The organism is Cupriavidus sp. 05T42 (assembly GCF_056396345.1).
The window spans coordinates 125,219-142,285 of sequence record NZ_JBFTLH010000010.1; the positions used below are offsets into that span (position 1 = coordinate 125,219).

The 17,067-nt window shown below is 66.6% G+C and carries 17 protein-coding genes and 1 tRNA gene; 7 read left to right on the forward strand and 11 right to left on the reverse strand.

What is annotated here, in order from left to right; genetic code table 11:
* Positions 1-18 precede the first annotated feature (18 nt).
* From AC1EJR_RS15875 to AC1EJR_RS15885, 3 genes are read right to left on the reverse strand one after another with little or no spacing between them, the layout of a single operon-like run.
* Positions 19-2,055, reverse strand: coding sequence for a sensor histidine kinase (locus AC1EJR_RS15875; RefSeq protein WP_477106052.1), 2,037 nt, complete (start codon positions 2,053-2,055; stop codon positions 19-21).
* On the reverse strand, positions 2,052-2,342 hold the full coding sequence (locus AC1EJR_RS15880) for a PP0621 family protein (protein ID WP_092298645.1): 291 nt from the start codon (positions 2,340-2,342) through the stop codon (positions 2,052-2,054). The genes AC1EJR_RS15875 and AC1EJR_RS15880 overlap by 4 nt, the downstream gene beginning before the upstream one ends.
* Before the next feature lie 30 nt (positions 2,343-2,372).
* Positions 2,373-3,326: a cytochrome C assembly family protein gene (locus AC1EJR_RS15885; RefSeq protein ID WP_092298643.1), complete on the reverse strand. Its 954-nt coding sequence runs from the start codon at positions 3,324-3,326 to the stop codon at positions 2,373-2,375.
* Between the two features lie 115 nt (positions 3,327-3,441).
* On the opposite strand from AC1EJR_RS15885, the gene ffh reads away from it, so the two are divergent.
* Together ffh and AC1EJR_RS15895 are read left to right on the forward strand one after the other, a co-directional pair.
* Positions 3,442-4,845 (forward strand): signal recognition particle protein, encoded by a 1,404-nt coding sequence (gene ffh / locus AC1EJR_RS15890; protein WP_092298641.1) that lies wholly within the window; start codon positions 3,442-3,444, stop codon positions 4,843-4,845.
* A 38-nt stretch (positions 4,846-4,883) separates the two neighbouring features.
* On the forward strand, positions 4,884-5,426 hold the full coding sequence (locus AC1EJR_RS15895) for a hypoxanthine-guanine phosphoribosyltransferase (RefSeq protein WP_092298972.1): 543 nt from the start codon (positions 4,884-4,886) through the stop codon (positions 5,424-5,426).
* 44 nt (positions 5,427-5,470) lie between these two features.
* Here AC1EJR_RS15895 and AC1EJR_RS15900 read toward each other — a convergent pair whose 3' ends face one another.
* The 3 genes from AC1EJR_RS15900 to AC1EJR_RS15910 are packed head-to-tail and all read right to left on the reverse strand — an operon-like array spanning position 5,471 to position 8,894.
* Positions 5,471-6,388 (reverse strand): 2OG-Fe(II) oxygenase, encoded by a 918-nt coding sequence (locus AC1EJR_RS15900; protein ID WP_441592221.1) that lies wholly within the window; start codon positions 6,386-6,388, stop codon positions 5,471-5,473.
* Complete coding sequence (locus tag AC1EJR_RS15905; protein ID WP_092298635.1) at positions 6,385-7,140, reverse strand: lytic transglycosylase domain-containing protein; 756 nt, start codon at positions 7,138-7,140, stop codon at positions 6,385-6,387. The genes AC1EJR_RS15900 and AC1EJR_RS15905 overlap by 4 nt, the downstream gene beginning before the upstream one ends.
* A gap of 32 nt (positions 7,141-7,172) precedes the next feature.
* Positions 7,173-8,894, reverse strand: coding sequence for a proline--tRNA ligase (locus AC1EJR_RS15910; protein WP_477113386.1), 1,722 nt, complete (start codon positions 8,892-8,894; stop codon positions 7,173-7,175).
* A gap of 185 nt (positions 8,895-9,079) precedes the next feature.
* Here AC1EJR_RS15910 and AC1EJR_RS15915 point away from each other — a divergent pair, with 185 nt between their 5' ends.
* A complete protein-coding gene (locus AC1EJR_RS15915) occupies positions 9,080-9,781 on the forward strand; it encodes an RNA pyrophosphohydrolase (protein ID WP_477113387.1) in 702 nt (233 codons plus the stop codon).
* Positions 9,774-10,337: a CNP1-like family protein gene (locus AC1EJR_RS15920; RefSeq protein ID WP_092298626.1), complete on the forward strand. Its 564-nt coding sequence runs from the start codon at positions 9,774-9,776 to the stop codon at positions 10,335-10,337. The genes AC1EJR_RS15915 and AC1EJR_RS15920 overlap by 8 nt, the downstream gene beginning before the upstream one ends.
* A gap of 90 nt (positions 10,338-10,427) precedes the next feature.
* On the opposite strand, the gene proB is transcribed toward AC1EJR_RS15920, so the two are convergent.
* The 5 genes from proB to AC1EJR_RS15945 form a co-directional block, all read right to left on the reverse strand.
* Positions 10,428-11,546, reverse strand: coding sequence for a glutamate 5-kinase (gene proB / locus AC1EJR_RS15925; RefSeq protein WP_092298623.1), 1,119 nt, complete (start codon positions 11,544-11,546; stop codon positions 10,428-10,430).
* 74 nt (positions 11,547-11,620) lie between these two features.
* The gene (gene cgtA / locus AC1EJR_RS15930; RefSeq protein WP_441592217.1) at positions 11,621-12,745 is read right to left on the reverse strand and encodes an Obg family GTPase CgtA; all 1,125 of its coding nucleotides are present in this window, start codon (positions 12,743-12,745) and stop codon (positions 11,621-11,623) included.
* A 96-nt stretch (positions 12,746-12,841) separates the two neighbouring features.
* Entirely contained in the window at positions 12,842-13,102 is a 261-nt protein-coding gene (gene rpmA, locus AC1EJR_RS15935; protein WP_061955320.1) for a 50S ribosomal protein L27, read from the reverse strand.
* A gap of 53 nt (positions 13,103-13,155) precedes the next feature.
* On the reverse strand, positions 13,156-13,467 hold the full coding sequence (gene rplU, locus AC1EJR_RS15940) for a 50S ribosomal protein L21 (protein ID WP_006576525.1): 312 nt from the start codon (positions 13,465-13,467) through the stop codon (positions 13,156-13,158).
* Positions 13,468-13,740: 273 nt separating this feature from the next.
* A complete protein-coding gene (locus AC1EJR_RS15945; RefSeq protein WP_143093927.1) occupies positions 13,741-14,025 on the reverse strand; it encodes a hypothetical protein in 285 nt (94 codons plus the stop codon).
* On the opposite strand from AC1EJR_RS15945, the gene ispB reads away from it, so the two are divergent.
* From ispB to pilB, 3 genes are all read left to right on the forward strand, one after another.
* Positions 14,003-14,932, forward strand: coding sequence for an octaprenyl diphosphate synthase (gene ispB, locus AC1EJR_RS15950; RefSeq protein ID WP_477113388.1), 930 nt, complete (start codon positions 14,003-14,005; stop codon positions 14,930-14,932). The genes AC1EJR_RS15945 and ispB overlap by 23 nt on opposite strands.
* A gap of 49 nt (positions 14,933-14,981) precedes the next feature.
* Positions 14,982-15,058, forward strand: a tRNA-Pro gene (locus AC1EJR_RS15955).
* 273 nt (positions 15,059-15,331) lie between these two features.
* Positions 15,332-17,059: a type IV-A pilus assembly ATPase PilB gene (gene pilB / locus AC1EJR_RS15960; RefSeq protein ID WP_092298614.1), complete on the forward strand. Its 1,728-nt coding sequence runs from the start codon at positions 15,332-15,334 to the stop codon at positions 17,057-17,059.
* The last annotated feature ends 8 nt before the right edge of the window (positions 17,060-17,067 follow it).

Here is a 17,067-nt window from a genome sequence, read left to right on the forward strand (position 1 = left end):
GTTGCGGGGGGCGGCGGATCAGGCCTGGGCGGCCGTTACAACGTCGGGCGTCTCGATCCGCATCGTCAGCACGAACGCCTTGGCCGGCAGTGTATCGCGAGCGCCGGGCCCGAGCAGCCCTGTGCGATCCAGCAACGGTTCCAGCGCGATGGTGCCGTAGCGCACCTGGGCGTCATTGGCGCCGCACAGCTCGCGCGCCATGAACAGGCCCAGCCCGGTGCCCTGGGCGTTGCTGGTGAAGAACGGCTCGAACAGGCTGCGCTGCTGCTCGCGCGTGACCTCGGCGCCATCGTTCCAGACGATCAGTTCGGCATGGTGCTGATCCAGCGCATGGGCCAGCAGACGGATGGCGCCCGGCAGCCGGCTGCAATAGCGCCAGGCGTTATCGAGCAGGTTGCCGAGCACCTGCTGCAGTTGCGCGGCATCGAAGATCACCGGGCGTTGCAGGTCCACGGCGAGGCGGATGGCATTGGCGTTGATATCGGCGCGCGGGCCGCCGCGCGAGCGCATCTCCAGCCGCCAGCGTTCCACGATCTCGGGCAGCGCCTGGCCCAGCTCCACCGCGCTGTGGCCGGTGCGGGGGCGGCGCGAGAGTTGCAGCACATCGGACACCACCTGATCGAGCCGGCGCACGTTGTCGCTGATGATGCGCAGCAGCCGGGCGTCGATATTGCCCTCGCCCGCCCCGGAATCGGCCAGCAGCTCGTTGGCCTGGCTGATGGCCGCGAGCGGGTTGCGGATCTGGTGCGCCACGCTGGCCACCAGTCGGCCCATGCCGGCAAGTTTCTCCTGCTGCACCTGCTCGGCAATCCGTTCCCAGCTTTCGATGTGGACCAGCACCGTGTCGCGCATCTCGCTGCGCAGCAGCGTCTCGTCCTCGGGGCTCCAGGCCATGGCCTCGTTCTGGGCGATGGCCAGACGCAGCCGGGCCGCGCCTTCGGGCGACATGTCGTTCCAGCCGACGGTATCGAGCGCGCTCGGCGCGGTCAGCGCCCCGCCCAGCGTGGAGCGCAGCCCGGCCAGCCCCGGCAGCACGAAGCGCAGCCGCAGGCGGGTATGCAGCATCGGCCCACCCAGCGCCGACGGGCGCGACGGCAGCGGCAGTAGCTGCAGGATGCGCGGCACATCGTCATTGGTCTGGATCCAGTCGCGCAGCATTTCCATCAGCGGCTGCAGGCGCGGGATGCGGCGCAGGTCGAACAGCACCTTGTCGCGCTCGCCGGCGCGCACCTGCCCTTCCCGGATCCGCTCGTGCGGCTGCACGCCCAGCAGCACCACGGCCGCGGGGTTGGCGGCCACCACCACGCCGTTGGCGCGCACCAGCATCACGCCGTCCTGCATGTCGTTGACCATGAGCCGGTTCACCAGTTGCTGCAGGCGCAGTTCCTGCTCGCGCGCCAGCGCAATCTGCTCCTGGGCGATCTGCCGGTTGGCGAGCATGTACATCACCAGCGCGGCGATCATGAACACCAGGCCGAACAGGCCGGAACCGAGCAGGTTGGCATCGGCCTGGCGCACCAGCAGCGTCTGCACGAAGGGCTGGCCCATTACCACCAGCGCCGACACCGCCGCCGTGAACAGCGCGAACATCAGGCTGGTCAACGCCCCGGCCTCGAGCGCCGGCAGCAGGAAGATCATGGCGAGACCTTCGGCGTGGCTGCCCAGCCGGCCCACCACCGCGAAGATCCCGGCCAGCAGCGCCAGGTCGACCATCACCTGTACGCGCACGCGCACATGGAAATGGCGGCGCCACAGCGTGCCCACCAGCGTGACCATGGCGATGCAGAGGTAGGGGAGCACCACCGGCAGCGCGGCGGCCATGCGCGGATTGGCGGCGAGGGTGGCCGCGGCACCGGCGGCCACGCCAGGATCCGGCGCGGCGCGTTCCAGCGGCAGCCACACGTAGCCCACCAGCAGCAGCGCCACGGCCGCGCGGGTCCAGCAGAAATAGCGCAGCAGGCGCCAGTGGAATTCAGGCGGCTCGGGTTGGCGCCACAGCTCGACCAGCACGCGCCAGCCGTTGAAGCGGGACCAGGCCGAGCGGCGCGAGGTCATGGGCGCGCGTCGGTGTCGCCATGGCCGGACATCTCCGAGCCATCGGGCAGATGACTGCGCCGGCAGTAGTGCAGGCCGTTCCAGCCGATGGCCTCGCCACGCGGCAGGTGCACGCCGCACTGGGCGCACTGGACCATCGGCTCGGACGATGCCGCGCCTTCGGTCTTGCGCTGCGCCGGGCCAGGGCGGGCGGTCGGCTGCTCGTGCGCGTCGCGGGCGGCCGCGCGCTGGCGCAGCCACCAGATGATCGCCAGCACAACGGCCAGCAGGAGGAAGATTCTTGCCATGGGGGCGATGACGATCAGGAGATCACTAGATCAGGAGAGGCGGTGCAGCACCACTTCGATCACGAAGCGGCTGCCCACGTAGGCCAGCAGCAGGATGCCGAACGAGGCGATGACCCAGCGCAGGGCGGTGCGCCCGCGCCAGCCCCGGAAATGCCGGCCGACCAGGATGCCGCCGAACATCGCCCAGGACAGGATCGCGAACACGGTCTTGTGGTCCACGCGGAAGGCCCGGGCGAACAGCTGCTCGGAGAACAGGAAGCCGGACAGGATGGTCAGCGTCAGCAGCACGAAGCCCGCCGCGATCAGCCGGAACAGCAGCTTTTCCAGCGTCAGCAGCGGCGGCAGCAGGTCCAGCCAACGGCCCAGCCATTGCCCGGACGATGCTTCGGCGCTGGTCGGCCGGTTGAAGCCATGGAGCCGGCGCTCGGCCAGCAGCATCAGGAAGGCGTGGAACGCCGCCAGCGTGAACAGCCCATAGGCCACGTTGGCGATGACGAAATGGAGCTTGAACAGCGGCCGCGCGGCGTAGCCGAGGATCTGCGCGCCCGGGAAGGCCAGCGGCATCAGGCCGGCCAGCATCGCCACCGGAAAGACGATCAGGCCGAGCCCGGCCAGCGAGAAGAAGAAGCTTTCGATCCAGTAGATGCCCACGCCCAGCCACAGCATGGCGGAGAGCGCGAAGGCGAAGCCGAACATCATGCGGTCTGCCGGGAAGATGGTTTCGTGCAGCAGCATGCCGTGGCTGACCAGCGCGCCGAGCACCACGGCGTGCCACCATGCGGGCTGGCCGTCCGCGCGGCCATCGCCGGGCGGCGCCATCAGCACGGCCGTGGCGGCGCCAGGGCGCCCGCCGGGGCCCGGATGGCCCGGATGACCGACAGCTCCCCCGCCAGCGGCCGCCAGCCGGGGGTTGCGCGTTGCCCAGCCGTGAAAGGCCAGGCCGCAATAGAGAAGTGCCGTCAAGGCATACAGTACAATGGCCATTTGCGCAGTTTACCCTAGGGCCTGTCCCTCGTGCCCTTGTCCGTGATGCCTCACGACAACGCCACGCGCGCGCCCCATCCACGCCGAATCACGAGCCGAACCTCTCCCCACTGCCATGCTGGATAACCTCACACAACGCCTGGCGCGGGTCGTCAAGACCATGCGCGGCGAGGCCCGACTGACCGAGGCCAACACCGCCGAGATGCTGCGCGAAGTGCGCCTTGCCATGCTCGAAGCCGACGTGGCGCTGCCCGTGGTGCGCGAGTTCGTCGCCCGCGTCAAGGAAAAGGCGCTCGGCGAGGAAGTCGTCAGCAGCCTCACCCCGGGCCAGGCCCTCGTCGGCGTGGTCCAGCGCGAGCTGACCGCGGTCATCGGCGGCGACGAAGCCGTCGACCCCAAGCCGGGCGAGCAGAAATCGGGCGAACTGAACCTGAACGTCCAGCCGCCAGCGATCATCCTGATGGCCGGCCTGCAGGGCGCGGGCAAGACCACCACCTCCGGCAAGCTCGCCAAGTGGCTTAAGGAGAACAAGAAGAAGAAGGTGCTGACGGTGTCGTGCGACGTGTATCGCCCCGCCGCCATCGCCCAGCTGCGCACGGTGTCCGAGCAGGTTGGCGCCGACTTCTTCCCGTCCGAGCCGGACCAGAAGCCCGTGGACATCGCCCGCGCGGCGCTGGACTGGGCCCGCAAGCACTACCACGACGTGCTGATCGTCGATACGGCCGGCCGGCTCGGTATCGACGAGGCGATGATGGCGGAAATCGCCGCGCTGCACGCCGAGCTGAAACCGGTGGAAACGCTGTTCGTGGTCGACGCCATGCTCGGCCAGGATGCCGTGAACACCGCCAAGGCGTTCAACGACGCGCTGCCGCTGACCGGCGTGGTCCTGACCAAGCTCGATGGCGACGCACGCGGCGGTGCCGCGTTGTCTGTACGTCACATTACGGGCCGTCCGATCAAGTTCGTGGGGGTGGGCGAGAAGCTCGACGGCCTGGAGCCGTTCTACCCCGACCGCATGGCCCAGCGCATTCTGGGCATGGGCGACATCCTCGCACTGGTGGAGGAAGCCCAGCGCGGCGTGGACATGGACGCCGCCGAGAAGCTCGCCAAGAAGATCAAGAAGACCGGCGGGTTCGATCTCGAGGACTTCAAGGCGCAGATCGGCCAGATGAAGAAGATGGGCGGCATCGGCAGCCTGGTGGACAAGCTGCCGGCCCAGTTCGCCCAGCAGGCGCAGGGCGCCAATATGGATCAGGCCGAGAAGTCGGTGCGCCGCATGGAGGGCATCATCAACAGCATGACCGCCGCCGAGCGCGCCAAGCCGGAGCTGATCAAGGCCAGCCGCAAGCGCCGCATCGCGGCCGGCGCCGGCGTGCCGGTGCAGGAAGTGAACCGCCTGCTGAACCAGTTCGAGCAGATGCAGGGCATGATGAAGAAGCTCAAGGGCGGCGGCATGATGAAGATGATGCGCCAGATGGGCGGGATGAAGGGCGGCATGAAGGGCCTGTTCAACCGCTAAGCATCGCCCAGACCCACAGATATAAGGACAGAGACATGATGATGACCGCAGACCAGGCCCGCGAACTCTGGGCCAGTTCCGAGGAAATCGTTAGCGCCGCGGAAGTGCAGGATTCGCTGGACCGCATGGCCGATGACATCACCGCGCGCATGGGCGATGCCTTCCCGCTCGTGCTGTCGGTGATGGGCGGCGCGGTGGTCTTCACCGGCATGCTGCTGCCGAAGCTGCAGTTTCCGCTGGAATTCGACTACATCCACCTGTCGCGCTACAACAACAAGACGGTGGGCGGCGAGATGCAATGGCGCGTGGCGCCGCGCGAGTCGGTCAAGGACCGGGTGGTGCTGGTGTTGGACGACATCCTCGACGAAGGCGAGACCATGGCGGCCATCCGCGAGCGCATTCTCGACATGGGCGCCAAGGAATTCCACGCCGCCGTGCTGTGCGAGAAGACCCTGCTCAAGGCCAAGCCGATGCACCCGGACTTCTGCGGCTTCAAGGTGCCAGACCGCTACGTCTTCGGCTGCGGCATGGATGTGAAGGGCTACTGGCGCAACCTCGGCGCCATCCGCGCGCTGGTCTGACTCCCGGACTGGCCTGATTTACGGCGCGCGGCCGTCCGTCGGACTCAGCTTCCGACCCGGTACGGCCGCTCGCGCAGCCACTTGGTGGCAATCCACTTCTCCCCTGACACCACCGGCATGCCGCCGTGCAGCGTGCGGTCGTCCAGCGTGCCGTCCGGCAGCTTGTAGCTGAAAAACACAGCATTGCCCTTGACCGGGGCCACATCCAGCCCGATTCGCGGGAAGGTGGTGGCGCCGCCGGCCGGCGTGCTGTTCAGGTAGATCACCAGCGTGGCCACGCGCTGGCCGCCCACGGCCATCTGGCGCGCCTCGCCCGGATTCTTCGGATTGAAATAGTCGTAGTGCGGCTGGTATTCGGCGCCAGGCTTGTAGTTGAGCACCTGGAAGCCCTCGCCGTGCTCCATCGGCACGCCGGTCACGGCGGCGATGCGTGCCTCCAGCACTTCGAGCAGCGGGTGCTCGCCGACCTGGAACATCGCGCCGGTGCTGGTACGGGCCTCGTGGACGTTCTCGTCACCCGTGGCGGGATTGACGACGGACGAGCGCTGCATGCGGTCACGCGAGAGCGCCACCAGGGCGTCGCACTCGGCCTCGCTGAACAGGCCCTGGAGCAGCATCACGCGCGGCGCCTCGATGCGGAACAGCACCGGGATGTCCCGGCCCGCGTCGCGGATGGCGTTGCCGGCGGGGTCCGGGCCCACCATGTCGGACTTCGGCCGTACCCGGGCGGCGGGCGCCTTGGTGGCGTCGGTGGTGGCCGGGTGCGGCTGGCCCAGCGCATCGGCCACCATGGCCCGGGCGAAGGTCGCGTCGTAGCCGGCGCGCTGCATCGACAGCACCAGCGCATCGGCGTTGAATCCCTGCTTGATATGGCGGGCCAGCCAGCGCTCCAGTTCCGGCGAGGAGGCGTGGTAGCCCTGCCCGGCGGCCCCGGCAGCGTCGGTGCGGGAGTCGAATGTCATGACGGATTGGCCAGTCGCTGCGGCGAAAACGGGTTGCGCGCAGGGGACTCCGGCGGCAGGCGGCGCGAGGTGGCCGGCGGCGGCACGGCGGCTGCGCCCGGGTCGCCGGCGATCGTCACCGTCGATTCCGAATACTGCCAGCGCTTCCACGCGCCCAGCACGGCGTTCGGGTACTCCGGCCGGCCCCGGCTGCCGTTGTAGCGGCCGAGCGCCAGGAACAGGTCGCCGTTCTCGCGGTCCAGGTAGTGGCGCAGGATGGTGCAGCCGTAGCGCAGGTTGCTCTGGAGGTGGAACAGCTTGCGCACGTCGCTGTCGCCGATGGTACGCACCCAGAACGGCATGACCTGCATCAGCCCACGTGCATCGGCCGAGCTGATCGCATATTTCCGGAAGCCGCTTTCCACCTGGACCAGCCCGAGCACCAGCGACGGCTCCAGCCCGGCCCGCTTGGCCTCGTAGTAGACCGTCTCGATCAGTTCCACGCGGATCTGCGGCTCGGGAATCCGGGATTCGAGCCGGCGCGACATCTCGCCCAGCCATTTCAGGTAGCCGAGCCGCTCGCCGCCCGAGGCGAACGCCGGGCGGACGGGCCTGCCATCGGCAATGGCCGCCGCCAGCGCGCCGCGCACGGAGTCGGCCAGCGCCTCCTCCTTCTGCGCCCCCGCATGGGCCGTGGCCGCCGCGACGGCCAGCAGCAGGCCGCCGGCCAGCACGGACCAGCGGCGGGGGGTGAACAGGCGTGACGCGTGCATCGGCTTCCTTTTCCTTACTTCAACAGCGGATTTCAGCTGGCCAGCTGGGTGCGCATATAGCCCACCACGTCAGCCACGGCCACCGGGGTGGCCTGGGCGTCGCGGCGGCCCTGGTATTCGACCTTGCCTTCCTTCAGGCCACGGTCGCCCACCACCACACGGTGCGGCACGCCGATCAGTTCCCAGTCGGCAAACATCACGCCGGGGCGCTCGCCACGGTCGTCCAGGATCACATCGACACCGGCCGCCAGCAGCTCGGCATGGATGCGGTCGGCTTCCGCGCGCACAGCTTCGTTGCGGTCGTAGCCGACCGGGCAGACCACCACCGCGAACGGGGCGATGGCGGCCGGCCAGATGATGCCGCGCTCATCGTAGTTCTGTTCGATGGCAGCGCCAAGAATCCGCGTCACGCCAATGCCGTAGCAGCCCATCTGCATCGGCTGGGTCTTGCCGTTCTCGTCGAGGTAGGTGGCGCTCATCGACTCGGAATACCGGGTGCCGAGCATGAACACGTGGCCCACCTCGATGCCCCGGCAGATCTCCAGCGTGCCCTTGCCGTCCGGCGAGGCGTCGCCGGCCACCACGTTGCGCAGGTCCGCCACGATCGGCTCGGGCAGGTCGCGGCCCCAGTTCACGCCGGTGTAGTGGTAGTCGCGGTCATTGGCGCCACAGCAGAAATCGGCCATGTTGGCCACCGTGCGGTCCGCCACCAGCTTCACCGGCTTCTTCGTGCCGATCGGGCCGAGGTAGCCGGGGGGCGAGCCGAAGGTGTCGACGATCTCGTTCTCGGTCGCGAAACGGAAATCTAGCAGGCCCGGCACCTTCGACGCCTTGACCTCGTTCAGTTCGTGGTCGCCACGCAACAGCAGCAGCCAGATCTCGGCGCCGGCGTCGGTGTCCTTGGCCAGCACGATCGACTTCACCGTGCGCACCAGCGGCATGTTCAGGAATTCGGCGACGTGCTCGCACTTGGCCTTGCCCGGGGTGTGGGTCTTGGCCATGGCCTCGGCCGGCGCGGGACGGGCGGCGTCCAGCGGCAGCGCCTCGGCGGCTTCCATGTTGGCGGCGTATTCCGAGGTGGGGCAGTAGACGATGGCGTCCTCGCCGGTATCGGCGATCACGTGGAACTCGTGCGAGCCCGAGCCGCCGATGGCGCCGTTATCGGCCGCCACAGCGCGGAATTCCAGGCCGAAACGCTGGAAGATGCGCGTGTAGGTGTCGTACATGTTGCGGTACGAGCCCTTCAGGCCGTCCAGGTCCCGGTCGAAGGAATAGGCGTCCTTCATGGTGAACTCGCGGCCACGCATGATGCCGAAGCGGGGCCGGCGCTCGTCGCGGAACTTGGTCTGAATCTGATAGAAGTTCACCGGGAGCTGCTTGTAGCTGCGGATGTCGCTGCGGGCGATGTCCGTGACCACTTCCTCGGAAGTCGGCTGCATGACGAAATCGCGCTCGTGGCGGTCTTTCAGGCGCAGCAGCTCGGGGCCCATCTTGTCCCAGCGGCCGGTCTCCTGCCAGAGTTCGGCCGGCTGGATCACGGGCATCGACAGTTCCAGGGCGCCGGCGCGGTTCATTTCCTCGCGGACGATGTTCTCCACCTTGCGGATCACGCGCAGCCCCACCGGCATGTAGCTGTAGATGCCGGCGCCGACCTTTTTGATCATGCCAGCCCGCATCATGAGTTTGTGCGACACGATTTCCGCGTCGGCGGGGGCTTCCTTGAGGGTGGAAATGAAGAATTGCGAGGCTTTCATCCGTTGCTTTCTCGTGAGTCGGGCAGTGCCCGGCAGCGCCGGCCTGGCCAGGCGCGGCATTTCATTTGGCGGGACGCGCCGGAAACTGCCCTTCCCGCTCGGGGAAAACCAGCATTCCCGGCGTCAGGCCGACCCGCGCGCTTCCTTTATAATCGACGTAATTCTAAAGGATTCGAGGTGCAGTCATGCTCGATCGTGAAGGCTTTCGCCCGAACGTCGGCATCATCCTCATCAACGCACGCAACGAGGTTTTCTGGGGCAAGCGAATCGGCGAACACTCCTGGCAGTTTCCGCAGGGCGGCATCAAGTACGGCGAAACGCCGGAACAGGCCATGTACCGCGAGCTGCAGGAAGAAGTCGGCCTGCTTCCGGAGCACGTCAGGATCGTCGGTCGCACGCGCGACTGGTTGCGTTATGAGGTGCCGGACAAGTTCATCCGCCGCGAAATCCGCGGCCACTATAAGGGCCAGAAGCAGATCTGGTTCCTGTTGCGCATGGTCTGCCGCGATTGCGACATCCACCTGCGTGCCACGGACCATCCCGAATTCGACGCCTGGCGCTGGAGCCAGTACTGGGTGCCGCTGGACGCGGTCATCGAATTCAAGCGCGATGTCTACCAGATGGCGCTGACCGAGTTGTCGCGCTTCCTGAATCGTGGCCGCGCGCCGCTGAGTCCCTATGGCACCCATGGTCACCATGGTTTCCACGGGAATCACGGCCATCCTGGCCACAACGGGCACCATGGCGGCGAGGGCCGGCATGGGGACGACGCACGCCCAATGGCTGTGTCCGGCGTCGTGCCTGAGACCGCCGCCACGGCGATCCAGGAAGCCGTGCCCGCTTCGCCGGCCAGCCCGGCACCTACCCAACGGAGTTCCGATGACTAGTTTCACCGGCCGGCGCGTGCGCGCCGGTCTGTTGCTCGCCGCCGCCTGCCTGGCGCTGGCCGGCTGCAAGACCACCAGCAAGGGCCTGCCCGAGGAAGAGTCCACCTGGGTCAACCCGTTCGAGGAAAAGGTATTCAAGGAGGCCGACACCGGCCTGCCGGCGCTGCCCCAGGAAGCGGACCTGATTCCGTTCTCGGTCAACGGCAGCGGGGATTTCCGCTTCGCAGTGGACAGCAAGTCCATCAGCGTGGGCCCGGACAAGGTGGTGCGCTTCACCGTGGTCATCACCAGCCCCGGCGGCGGACGCAATGTGAACTACGAAGGCATGCGCTGCGACGCGTTCGAGCGCAAGCTCTACGCCACCCTGCCGCAGGGCGCCACGGCCTGGATTCCGAACCGGGCCGACGACCGCGACACCTGGTATCGGATGGAAACCCGCGCCCGCAACGCCTACCCGGCCGCGCTGGCCACCGACTTCTTCTGCGAAGGCCGCACCGTGGCCGGCAGCCCGGAGAAGATGATCAAGGACCTGCGCGCCTACGCGCCGCGCCGCTAACCCGGCGCTTCGGCAAGGCTGGAATGCAAAACGGCGAGGCCCTGGGGCCTCGCCGTTTTGCTTCATCTTGCCTCGGTTTGTCGTCAGAAATCAGACGAGTACGAGGTTGTCCCGGTGAATCAGCTCCGGCTCGTTCAGGTGGCCCAGCACCGATTCGATCTCGGACGAAGGCTTGCGGGCAATCAGCCGCGCCTCGGCGCTCGAATAGTTGGTGATGCCGCGCGCCACCTCGTGGCCAGCCGGGCTCACGCAGGCGATCACCTCGCCACGCGCAAATTCGCCCTGCACCTCCACCACGCCAATCGGCAGCAGCGACTTGCCGCCGCTGGTCAACTTCTCCACCGCACCGTTATCGATGACCACCCGGCCGCGCAGCTGCAAGTGATCTGCCATCCACTGCTTGCGCGCGGTCAGGCGGCCGGTCGGCGCCAGCAACTGGGTGCCGATGGCCTCGCCTTCGGCCAGCCGGCCCAGCACGTCGGCCTCACGGCCCGAGGCGATGGTGGTGTGGGCGCCGGACTTCGCCGCGCGCTTGGCCGCCAGGATCTTGGTCAGCATGCCGCCCCGCCCGATCGACGTCCCGGCACCGCCCGCCATGGCTTCCAGTTCCGGCGTGCCGGCCAGCGCCTCGTCCACGAACCTGGCGTTCGGGTCCTTGCGCGGATCGGCCGTGTACAGCCCGCGCTGGTCGGTCAGGATGACCAGTGCGTCGCCTTCGATCAGGTTGGTGACGAGCGCGCCCAGCGTGTCGTTGTCGCCGAACTTGATTTCGTCGGTCACGACCGTATCGTTCTCGTTGATGATCGGCACCACGCCGAGCGAGAGCAGCGTCAGCAGCGTGGAGCGCGCGTTCAGGTAGCGTTCCCGGTCGGCCAGGTCGGCGTGGGTCAGCAGCACCTGCGCGGTGCGGATGCCGTAGCGCCCGAACTGGCTTTCGTAGACCTGGGCCAGCCCCATCTGCCCGACGGCGGCAGCGGCCTGCAATTCGTGGATTTCCTTGGGCCGGCGCACCCAGCCCAGGCGCTGCATGCCTTCGGCGATGGCGCCGGAGCTGACCAGCACCACTTCCTTGCCGGCGCCGCGCAGCTTGGCGATCTGGGCTGCCCAGCGCGCGATGGCGTCGTGGTCCAGCCCCTTCCCATCATTGGTGACCAGGCTCGAGCCTACCTTGACGACAATGCGTTTTGCCTGGGCGATGACCGATTGCATGGCGAGGATCCTGTCTCCGGGTGCCGGGGTGTTCTGGTTATTCTGCGGTACTGGCTAGCCCTCGCCGCAAGGCGTCAGGCCTGGTTGCCCTGATCACCCTGATCGCCAGCGCCGGCATCGGGCGCCACGTTGTGCAGGCGGTCGTCCAGACGGATATCGGGCTCGGCCAGCGCGGCGGCCTCTTCGGCCTTGATCGCGGCCAGATGGTCCTTGATCGCGTAGATCAGCTCACGGCAGCCCTCGCCAGTCAGCGCCGAAATGTGGAACACGGGCCCCTTCCACTTGTAGCGCTTGACGAAGTCCTTCATGCGCGTGGCGCGCTCTTCATCCGGCACCACATCGAGCTTGTTCAGCACCAGCCAGCGCGGCTTCTCGTACAGCGTTTCGTCGTACTTCTTCAATTCGTTGACGATGGCACGCGCCTCGGCCACCGGATCGACGTTCTCGTCGAACGGGGCGATGTCCACAATGTGCAGCAAGAGGCCCGTGCGCTGCAGGTGGCGCAGGAACTGGTGACCCAGCCCGGCACCTTCGGCGGCGCCTTCGATCAGGCCGGGAATGTCCGCCACCACGAACGATTGCTCGTGGTCCACACGGACCACGCCGAGGTTCGGATGCAGCGTCGTGAACGGATAGTCGGCCACTTTGGGACGCGCGTTCGAGATATGCGAGATGAACGTCGACTTGCCCGCGTTCGGCATGCCGAGCAGGCCCACGTCGGCCAGCACCTTGAGTTCGAGCCGCAGCATGCGGCGCTCGCCGGGCTTGCCGTCGACCTGCTGGCGCGGCGCGCGGTTGGTACTCGACTTGAAGTGGAGGTTGCCCCAGCCGCCCATGCCGCCTTCGGCCAGGCACACGGTCTGGCCGTGCTCGGTCAGGTCGGCGATGACCTCGCCGGTGTCCATGTCCATGATCAGCGTACCGACCGGCATGCGCAGCGTGACGTCCTCGCCGGCAGCGCCGTAGCAATCCGCGCCACGGCCGTTCTCGCCGTTACGGGCCACGTGCTTCTTGGAGTAGCGGTAGTCGATCAGGGTGTTGATATTGCGGTCGGCCTGCGCGAACACGCTGCCGCCCCGCCCGCCGTCACCGCCATCGGGGCCACCGAAGGGCACAAACTTCTCGCGCCGGAACGACGCACTCCCGTTGCCGCCATTGCCGGCAATCGCCTCGATTCGGGCTTCGTCGATGAACTTCATATTGGTCTTCCCAGATGGATCGGGCCGGCTTTATTCATGCCAGAAATGAAAAGGCCCCGCAAGTGTTGCGGGGCCTTCGGGCTGCAAAGGCTGTTATCAGGCCGCCGGAACGACGCTGACTTGCTGCTTCTTGGCAGCGCCCTTGACGGCGAACTGCACGTGACCGTCCACTAGTGCGAACAGGGTGTGGTCCTTGCCGATACCCACGTTATCACCAGCGTGCACGCGAGTGCCGCGTTGGCGAACGATGATGCCGCCGGCGTTGATGGCCTGGCCACCGTACACCTTCACGCCCAGACGCTTCGATTCCGAATCACGGCCGTTCCGCGTGGAACCGCCGCCTTTTTTCTGTGCCATGTCTTAACTCCTGTTTACCTGATTGCGTTGAATACCTGTTGTCCGAGCAATGCTCAGGCAACGATGGCTTCGATGCGCAGTTCGGTGTAATTCTGACGATGGCCCTGGCGCTTCTGGTAGTGCTTGCGACGGCGCATCTTGAAGATCTTCACCTTGTCGTGACGACCCTGGGAGATCACGGTAGCCTTGACGGAAGCCCCGCTCACCAGCGGCGTACCAAACTTGATTTGGTCGCCGGCGCCCACTGCGAGCACCTGGTCCAGCGTGATTTCTGCGCCAATGTCTGCCGGTATCTGTTCTACTTTAAGTTTTTCGCCAGCAGCAACCTTGTATTGCTTGCCGCCGGTTTTTACGACCGCGTACATTGTCGAACCTCTCGATGTGAATGAAACGTTGAATGCTGCCCCGGTATCTCACGGGACCGGCGCCGTTTCGTGCGCCGACTTGCTGCTTTGCCGTCCGGCGGCTCGCCGTATACAGCGCAAACCAACCGAAGGAACCGGCGATTGTAGACCAGTTTTCCAGAAAGCGCAAAGGGCGCGATACGGAAAGGTCAAAGAAAAGCCAACGGAAACAAATACATAGCCTGCCGGAGCGTTGCGCAGCGGCGACTGGCGCACTTCGCGCCGGAATGCGGATCAGATCAGGTCGGCGAGCAGGAACCCGGCAAGGGCGGCAAACGCCACCCACCAGGCGGTGCGGCGGACCTGCCTGCGGGAGGCAGGGGCCTTGTTCATGCCGTCATTATAGATAGGCGCCGCCCCTTCTGGGCCGTTCTGGCCGCATGCAAGCGGCCATGGCGACACCGCGATCGCATATAATCCACCGGTTTTGCGAACCGGTGATTCCATCTTGTCCCAGTCTTCCGCCACTGCCTTGCTTGCCCCGGTCGCTGCCGACATGCGCGCCGTCGATGCCGTCATCCGGCGCCGCCTGTCTTCTGAAGTGCCCCTGATCGAGCAGATCGGCGAATACATCATCGGCGCGGGCGGCAAGCGGCTGCGTCCGGTCATCCTGCTGCTTTCGGCGCGCGCGTTCGGCTACGAGGGCCATCGCCATCACGAACTCGCCGCTGTGGTGGAGTTCATCCACACCGCCACGCTGCTCCACGACGACGTGGTGGACGAATCCGAGTTGCGCCGTGGCCGCCAGACCGCCAACGCGGTGTTCGGCAACGCGGCCAGCGTACTGGTGGGCGACTTCCTCTATTCGCGCGCCTTCCAGATGATGGTCGAGGCCGGCAGCATGCGCATCATGGAGATCCTCTCCAATGCGACCAACGTGATTGCCGAGGGCGAGGTCCTGCAGTTGCTGAACATGCACGACCCGGACGTGACCGTGGAGCGCTACCTCCAGGTGATCCGCTACAAGACCGCCAAGCTGTTCGAAGCCTCGGCCGAACTGGGCGCGGTGCTGGCCGGCGCGGACCCCGCCATGGAAGAAGCCGCGGCCGAGTACGGCCGCCGCATCGGCACGGCATTCCAGCTGATCGACGACATGCTCGACTACACGGCCAGCGCCGAGCAGATGGGCAAGAACGCCGGCGACGACCTGCGCGAGGGCAAGCCCACGCTGCCGCTGCTCCACCTGCTCGAGCACGGCACCGCGGAACAGCGCGAACTCGCGCGCGAGGCCATCGTCCAGGGCGGCACGGAACACTTTGATGCAGTCTTCTCGGCCATCCATGCCAGCGGCGCGCTGGAGGTGACGTTTGCCGCCGCGCAGCACGAAGCAGAAGCCGCGGAAAAGGCGGCAATGCAATTTCCCCCTTCCCAACTGAAGGAAACGCTGATACACTTGTGTGCTTTCTCGCTGCAACGTCAGTCGTAACAACGCACCGACAAGTCAGCGCGAAAAAACCCTAGCAGTAACAAGAAATCGGGGTGTAGCTTAGCCTGGTAGAGCGCTACGTTCGGGACGTAGAGGCCGGAGGTTCGAATCCTCTCACCCCGACCAGATTTCGATGTCATGCGCCAGCGTGGTGTCCACGAAAAAGCCGCACAGCAATGTGCGGCTTTTTTCGTTTCCCGCCCCCCTTCCCCCTCCCCCGCGCAAGTAGGGTTGCGGACGTGTCGCGCAAACGCCAACGCGCCCGCCCCGTCGCTTTACAAAAAGTGACCCCGGCGGCAAACTGCCCCGGTCCGGGACCCTCTGCACCCGATCCCGCCGCAGTCAAACGCGCCGCCGGCCGGCATCATCCGATCGCGCGCTCATCGCTCGTATTTCGCCATGACACTAGGCCTTGCGCTCGCCCAGAGCCGACGGATCGCCCCCGCGCTACTCGCGCAGCTCGAGCAATCGGCCCGGGAGAAGAAGTCGCAGCTGATTGACGAGATCATCGGCAGCGGCACCATGTCTGCCCACGACGTGGCGATCTTCGCCGCCGACAAGTACCAGCTTCCGCTGCTGGACCTGGCCCAGTACAACCTCAATCGCGTGCCGCCCGCGCTGGCCGGCAATCGCGAATTCCACGCCCACCGCCTGCTGCCCCTGGGCCGCCGTGAGAACCGGCTCATCGTGGCGCTGTCCGACCCGACCAACCAGGCCGGCGTGGACGCCATCAAGCAGAAATTCAACCTGCCGGTGGAAACCGTGGTGGTGGAGCACGACAAGCTGATGAAGCACGTGCGCGCCGCCGGCGAGGCGCTCGGGACGATGAAGAACATCTCGCCCGTGACGCCCACCGCCACCAAGATGATCGAATACGATCCGGTGGCGGCCGCGGCCGGCGTCCGCAAGGGCGGGCCGGGCAACGAGATCGACGACGCCCCCGTGGTGCGCTTCCTCCAGAAGCTGCTGACCGAGGCGTTCCAGCGCGGCGCGTCGGACTTGCACTTCGAACCGTTCGAGTTCTTCTACCGCGTGCGCTTCCGCGTGGACGGCGTGCTGCAGGAAGTGGCCCGCCCGCCGCTCGACATCCGCGACAAGGTCGCCACCCGCATCAAGGTGCTGTCGCGCCTGGACATTTCGGAAAAGCGCGTGCCGCAGGACGGCCGCATGAAGCTGCTGCTCTCGCTGCCCAAGGACAAGGACGCCAAGGAGGTCATCGAGAAAGCGATCGACTTCCGCGTCTCCACGCTGCCCACGCTGTTCGGCGAGAAGATCGTGATGCGGATTCTGGAATCCTCGTCCGACAAGCTCGACATCGACCAGCTCGGCTACGAGCCCGCGCAGAAGGCGCTGCTGCTGGAGGTGATCAAGCGGCCGTACGGGATGGTGCTGGTCACCGGCCCCACCGGCAGCGGCAAGACGGTGTCGCTCTATACGTTCCTGAACATGCTGAACCAGGGCGACATCAACATTTCCACGGCGGAGGATCCGGCGGAAATCCAGCTGCCCGGTATCAACCAGGTGAACGTGAACGACAAGGCCGGCCTGACCTTCGCGGCGGCGCTGAAGTCGTTCCTGCGGCAGGATCCGGACATCATCATGGTCGGCGAAATCCGTGACCTGGAAACCGCCGATATTTCGATCAAGGCCGCCCAGACGGGCCACCTGGTGCTCTCCACGCTGCACACCAACGACGCCCCGACCACGCTCACGCGCCTGATGAACATGGGCGTGGCGCCGTTCAACATCGCGTCCTCGGTGCTGATGATCACGGCGCAGCGGCTGGCGCGCCGGCTCTGCACCTGCAAGCGCGCCGGCGATATTCCCAAGCCGGCCCTGCTCGACGCCGGCTTCACCGAGGCCGACACGGACGGCAGCTGGCAGCCCTACCACCCGGTGGGCTGCGAGCGCTGCAACGGCAGCGGCTACAAGGGCCGCTGCGGTATTTATCAGGTCATGCCGATCACGGAAGCGATGCAGCAGATCATTCTGTCGCACGGCACGGCGCTGCAAATCGCCGAGCAGGCGCGCCGGGACGGCGTGCTATCTTTGCGGGAATCTGGCCTGCTCAAGGTCAAACAGGGCGTCACGTCACTCGAAGAAGTGCTGGCGACCACCAATACGTAAAACAATAG

Coding starts and splice junctions, on each gene's coding strand:
- cgtA (WP_441592217.1), bottom strand. CDS start 12,745: ATGAAGTTCATCGACGAAGCCCGAATCGAGGCGATTGCCGGCAATGGC.
- AC1EJR_RS15885 (WP_092298643.1), bottom strand. CDS start 3,326: ATGGCCATTGTACTGTATGCCTTGACGGCACTTCTCTATTGCGGCCTG.
- AC1EJR_RS15915 (WP_477113387.1), top strand. CDS start 9,080: ATGCTCGATCGTGAAGGCTTTCGCCCGAACGTCGGCATCATCCTCATC.
- AC1EJR_RS15900 (WP_441592221.1), bottom strand. CDS start 6,388: ATGACATTCGACTCCCGCACCGACGCTGCCGGGGCCGCCGGGCAGGGC.
- ispB (WP_477113388.1), top strand. CDS start 14,003: ATGCGCGCCGTCGATGCCGTCATCCGGCGCCGCCTGTCTTCTGAAGTG.
- pilB (WP_092298614.1), top strand. CDS start 15,332: ATGACACTAGGCCTTGCGCTCGCCCAGAGCCGACGGATCGCCCCCGCG.
- AC1EJR_RS15920 (WP_092298626.1), top strand. CDS start 9,774: ATGACTAGTTTCACCGGCCGGCGCGTGCGCGCCGGTCTGTTGCTCGCC.
- ffh (WP_092298641.1), top strand. CDS start 3,442: ATGCTGGATAACCTCACACAACGCCTGGCGCGGGTCGTCAAGACCATG.
- AC1EJR_RS15880 (WP_092298645.1), bottom strand. CDS start 2,342: ATGGCAAGAATCTTCCTCCTGCTGGCCGTTGTGCTGGCGATCATCTGG.
- AC1EJR_RS15905 (WP_092298635.1), bottom strand. CDS start 7,140: ATGCACGCGTCACGCCTGTTCACCCCCCGCCGCTGGTCCGTGCTGGCC.
- rplU (WP_006576525.1), bottom strand. CDS start 13,467: ATGTACGCGGTCGTAAAAACCGGCGGCAAGCAATACAAGGTTGCTGCT.
- AC1EJR_RS15945 (WP_143093927.1), bottom strand. CDS start 14,025: ATGACGGCATCGACGGCGCGCATGTCGGCAGCGACCGGGGCAAGCAAG.
- AC1EJR_RS15875 (WP_477106052.1), bottom strand. CDS start 2,055: ATGACCTCGCGCCGCTCGGCCTGGTCCCGCTTCAACGGCTGGCGCGTG.
- AC1EJR_RS15895 (WP_092298972.1), top strand. CDS start 4,884: ATGATGACCGCAGACCAGGCCCGCGAACTCTGGGCCAGTTCCGAGGAA.
- rpmA (WP_061955320.1), bottom strand. CDS start 13,102: ATGGCACAGAAAAAAGGCGGCGGTTCCACGCGGAACGGCCGTGATTCG.
- AC1EJR_RS15910 (WP_477113386.1), bottom strand. CDS start 8,894: ATGAAAGCCTCGCAATTCTTCATTTCCACCCTCAAGGAAGCCCCCGCC.
- proB (WP_092298623.1), bottom strand. CDS start 11,546: ATGCAATCGGTCATCGCCCAGGCAAAACGCATTGTCGTCAAGGTAGGC.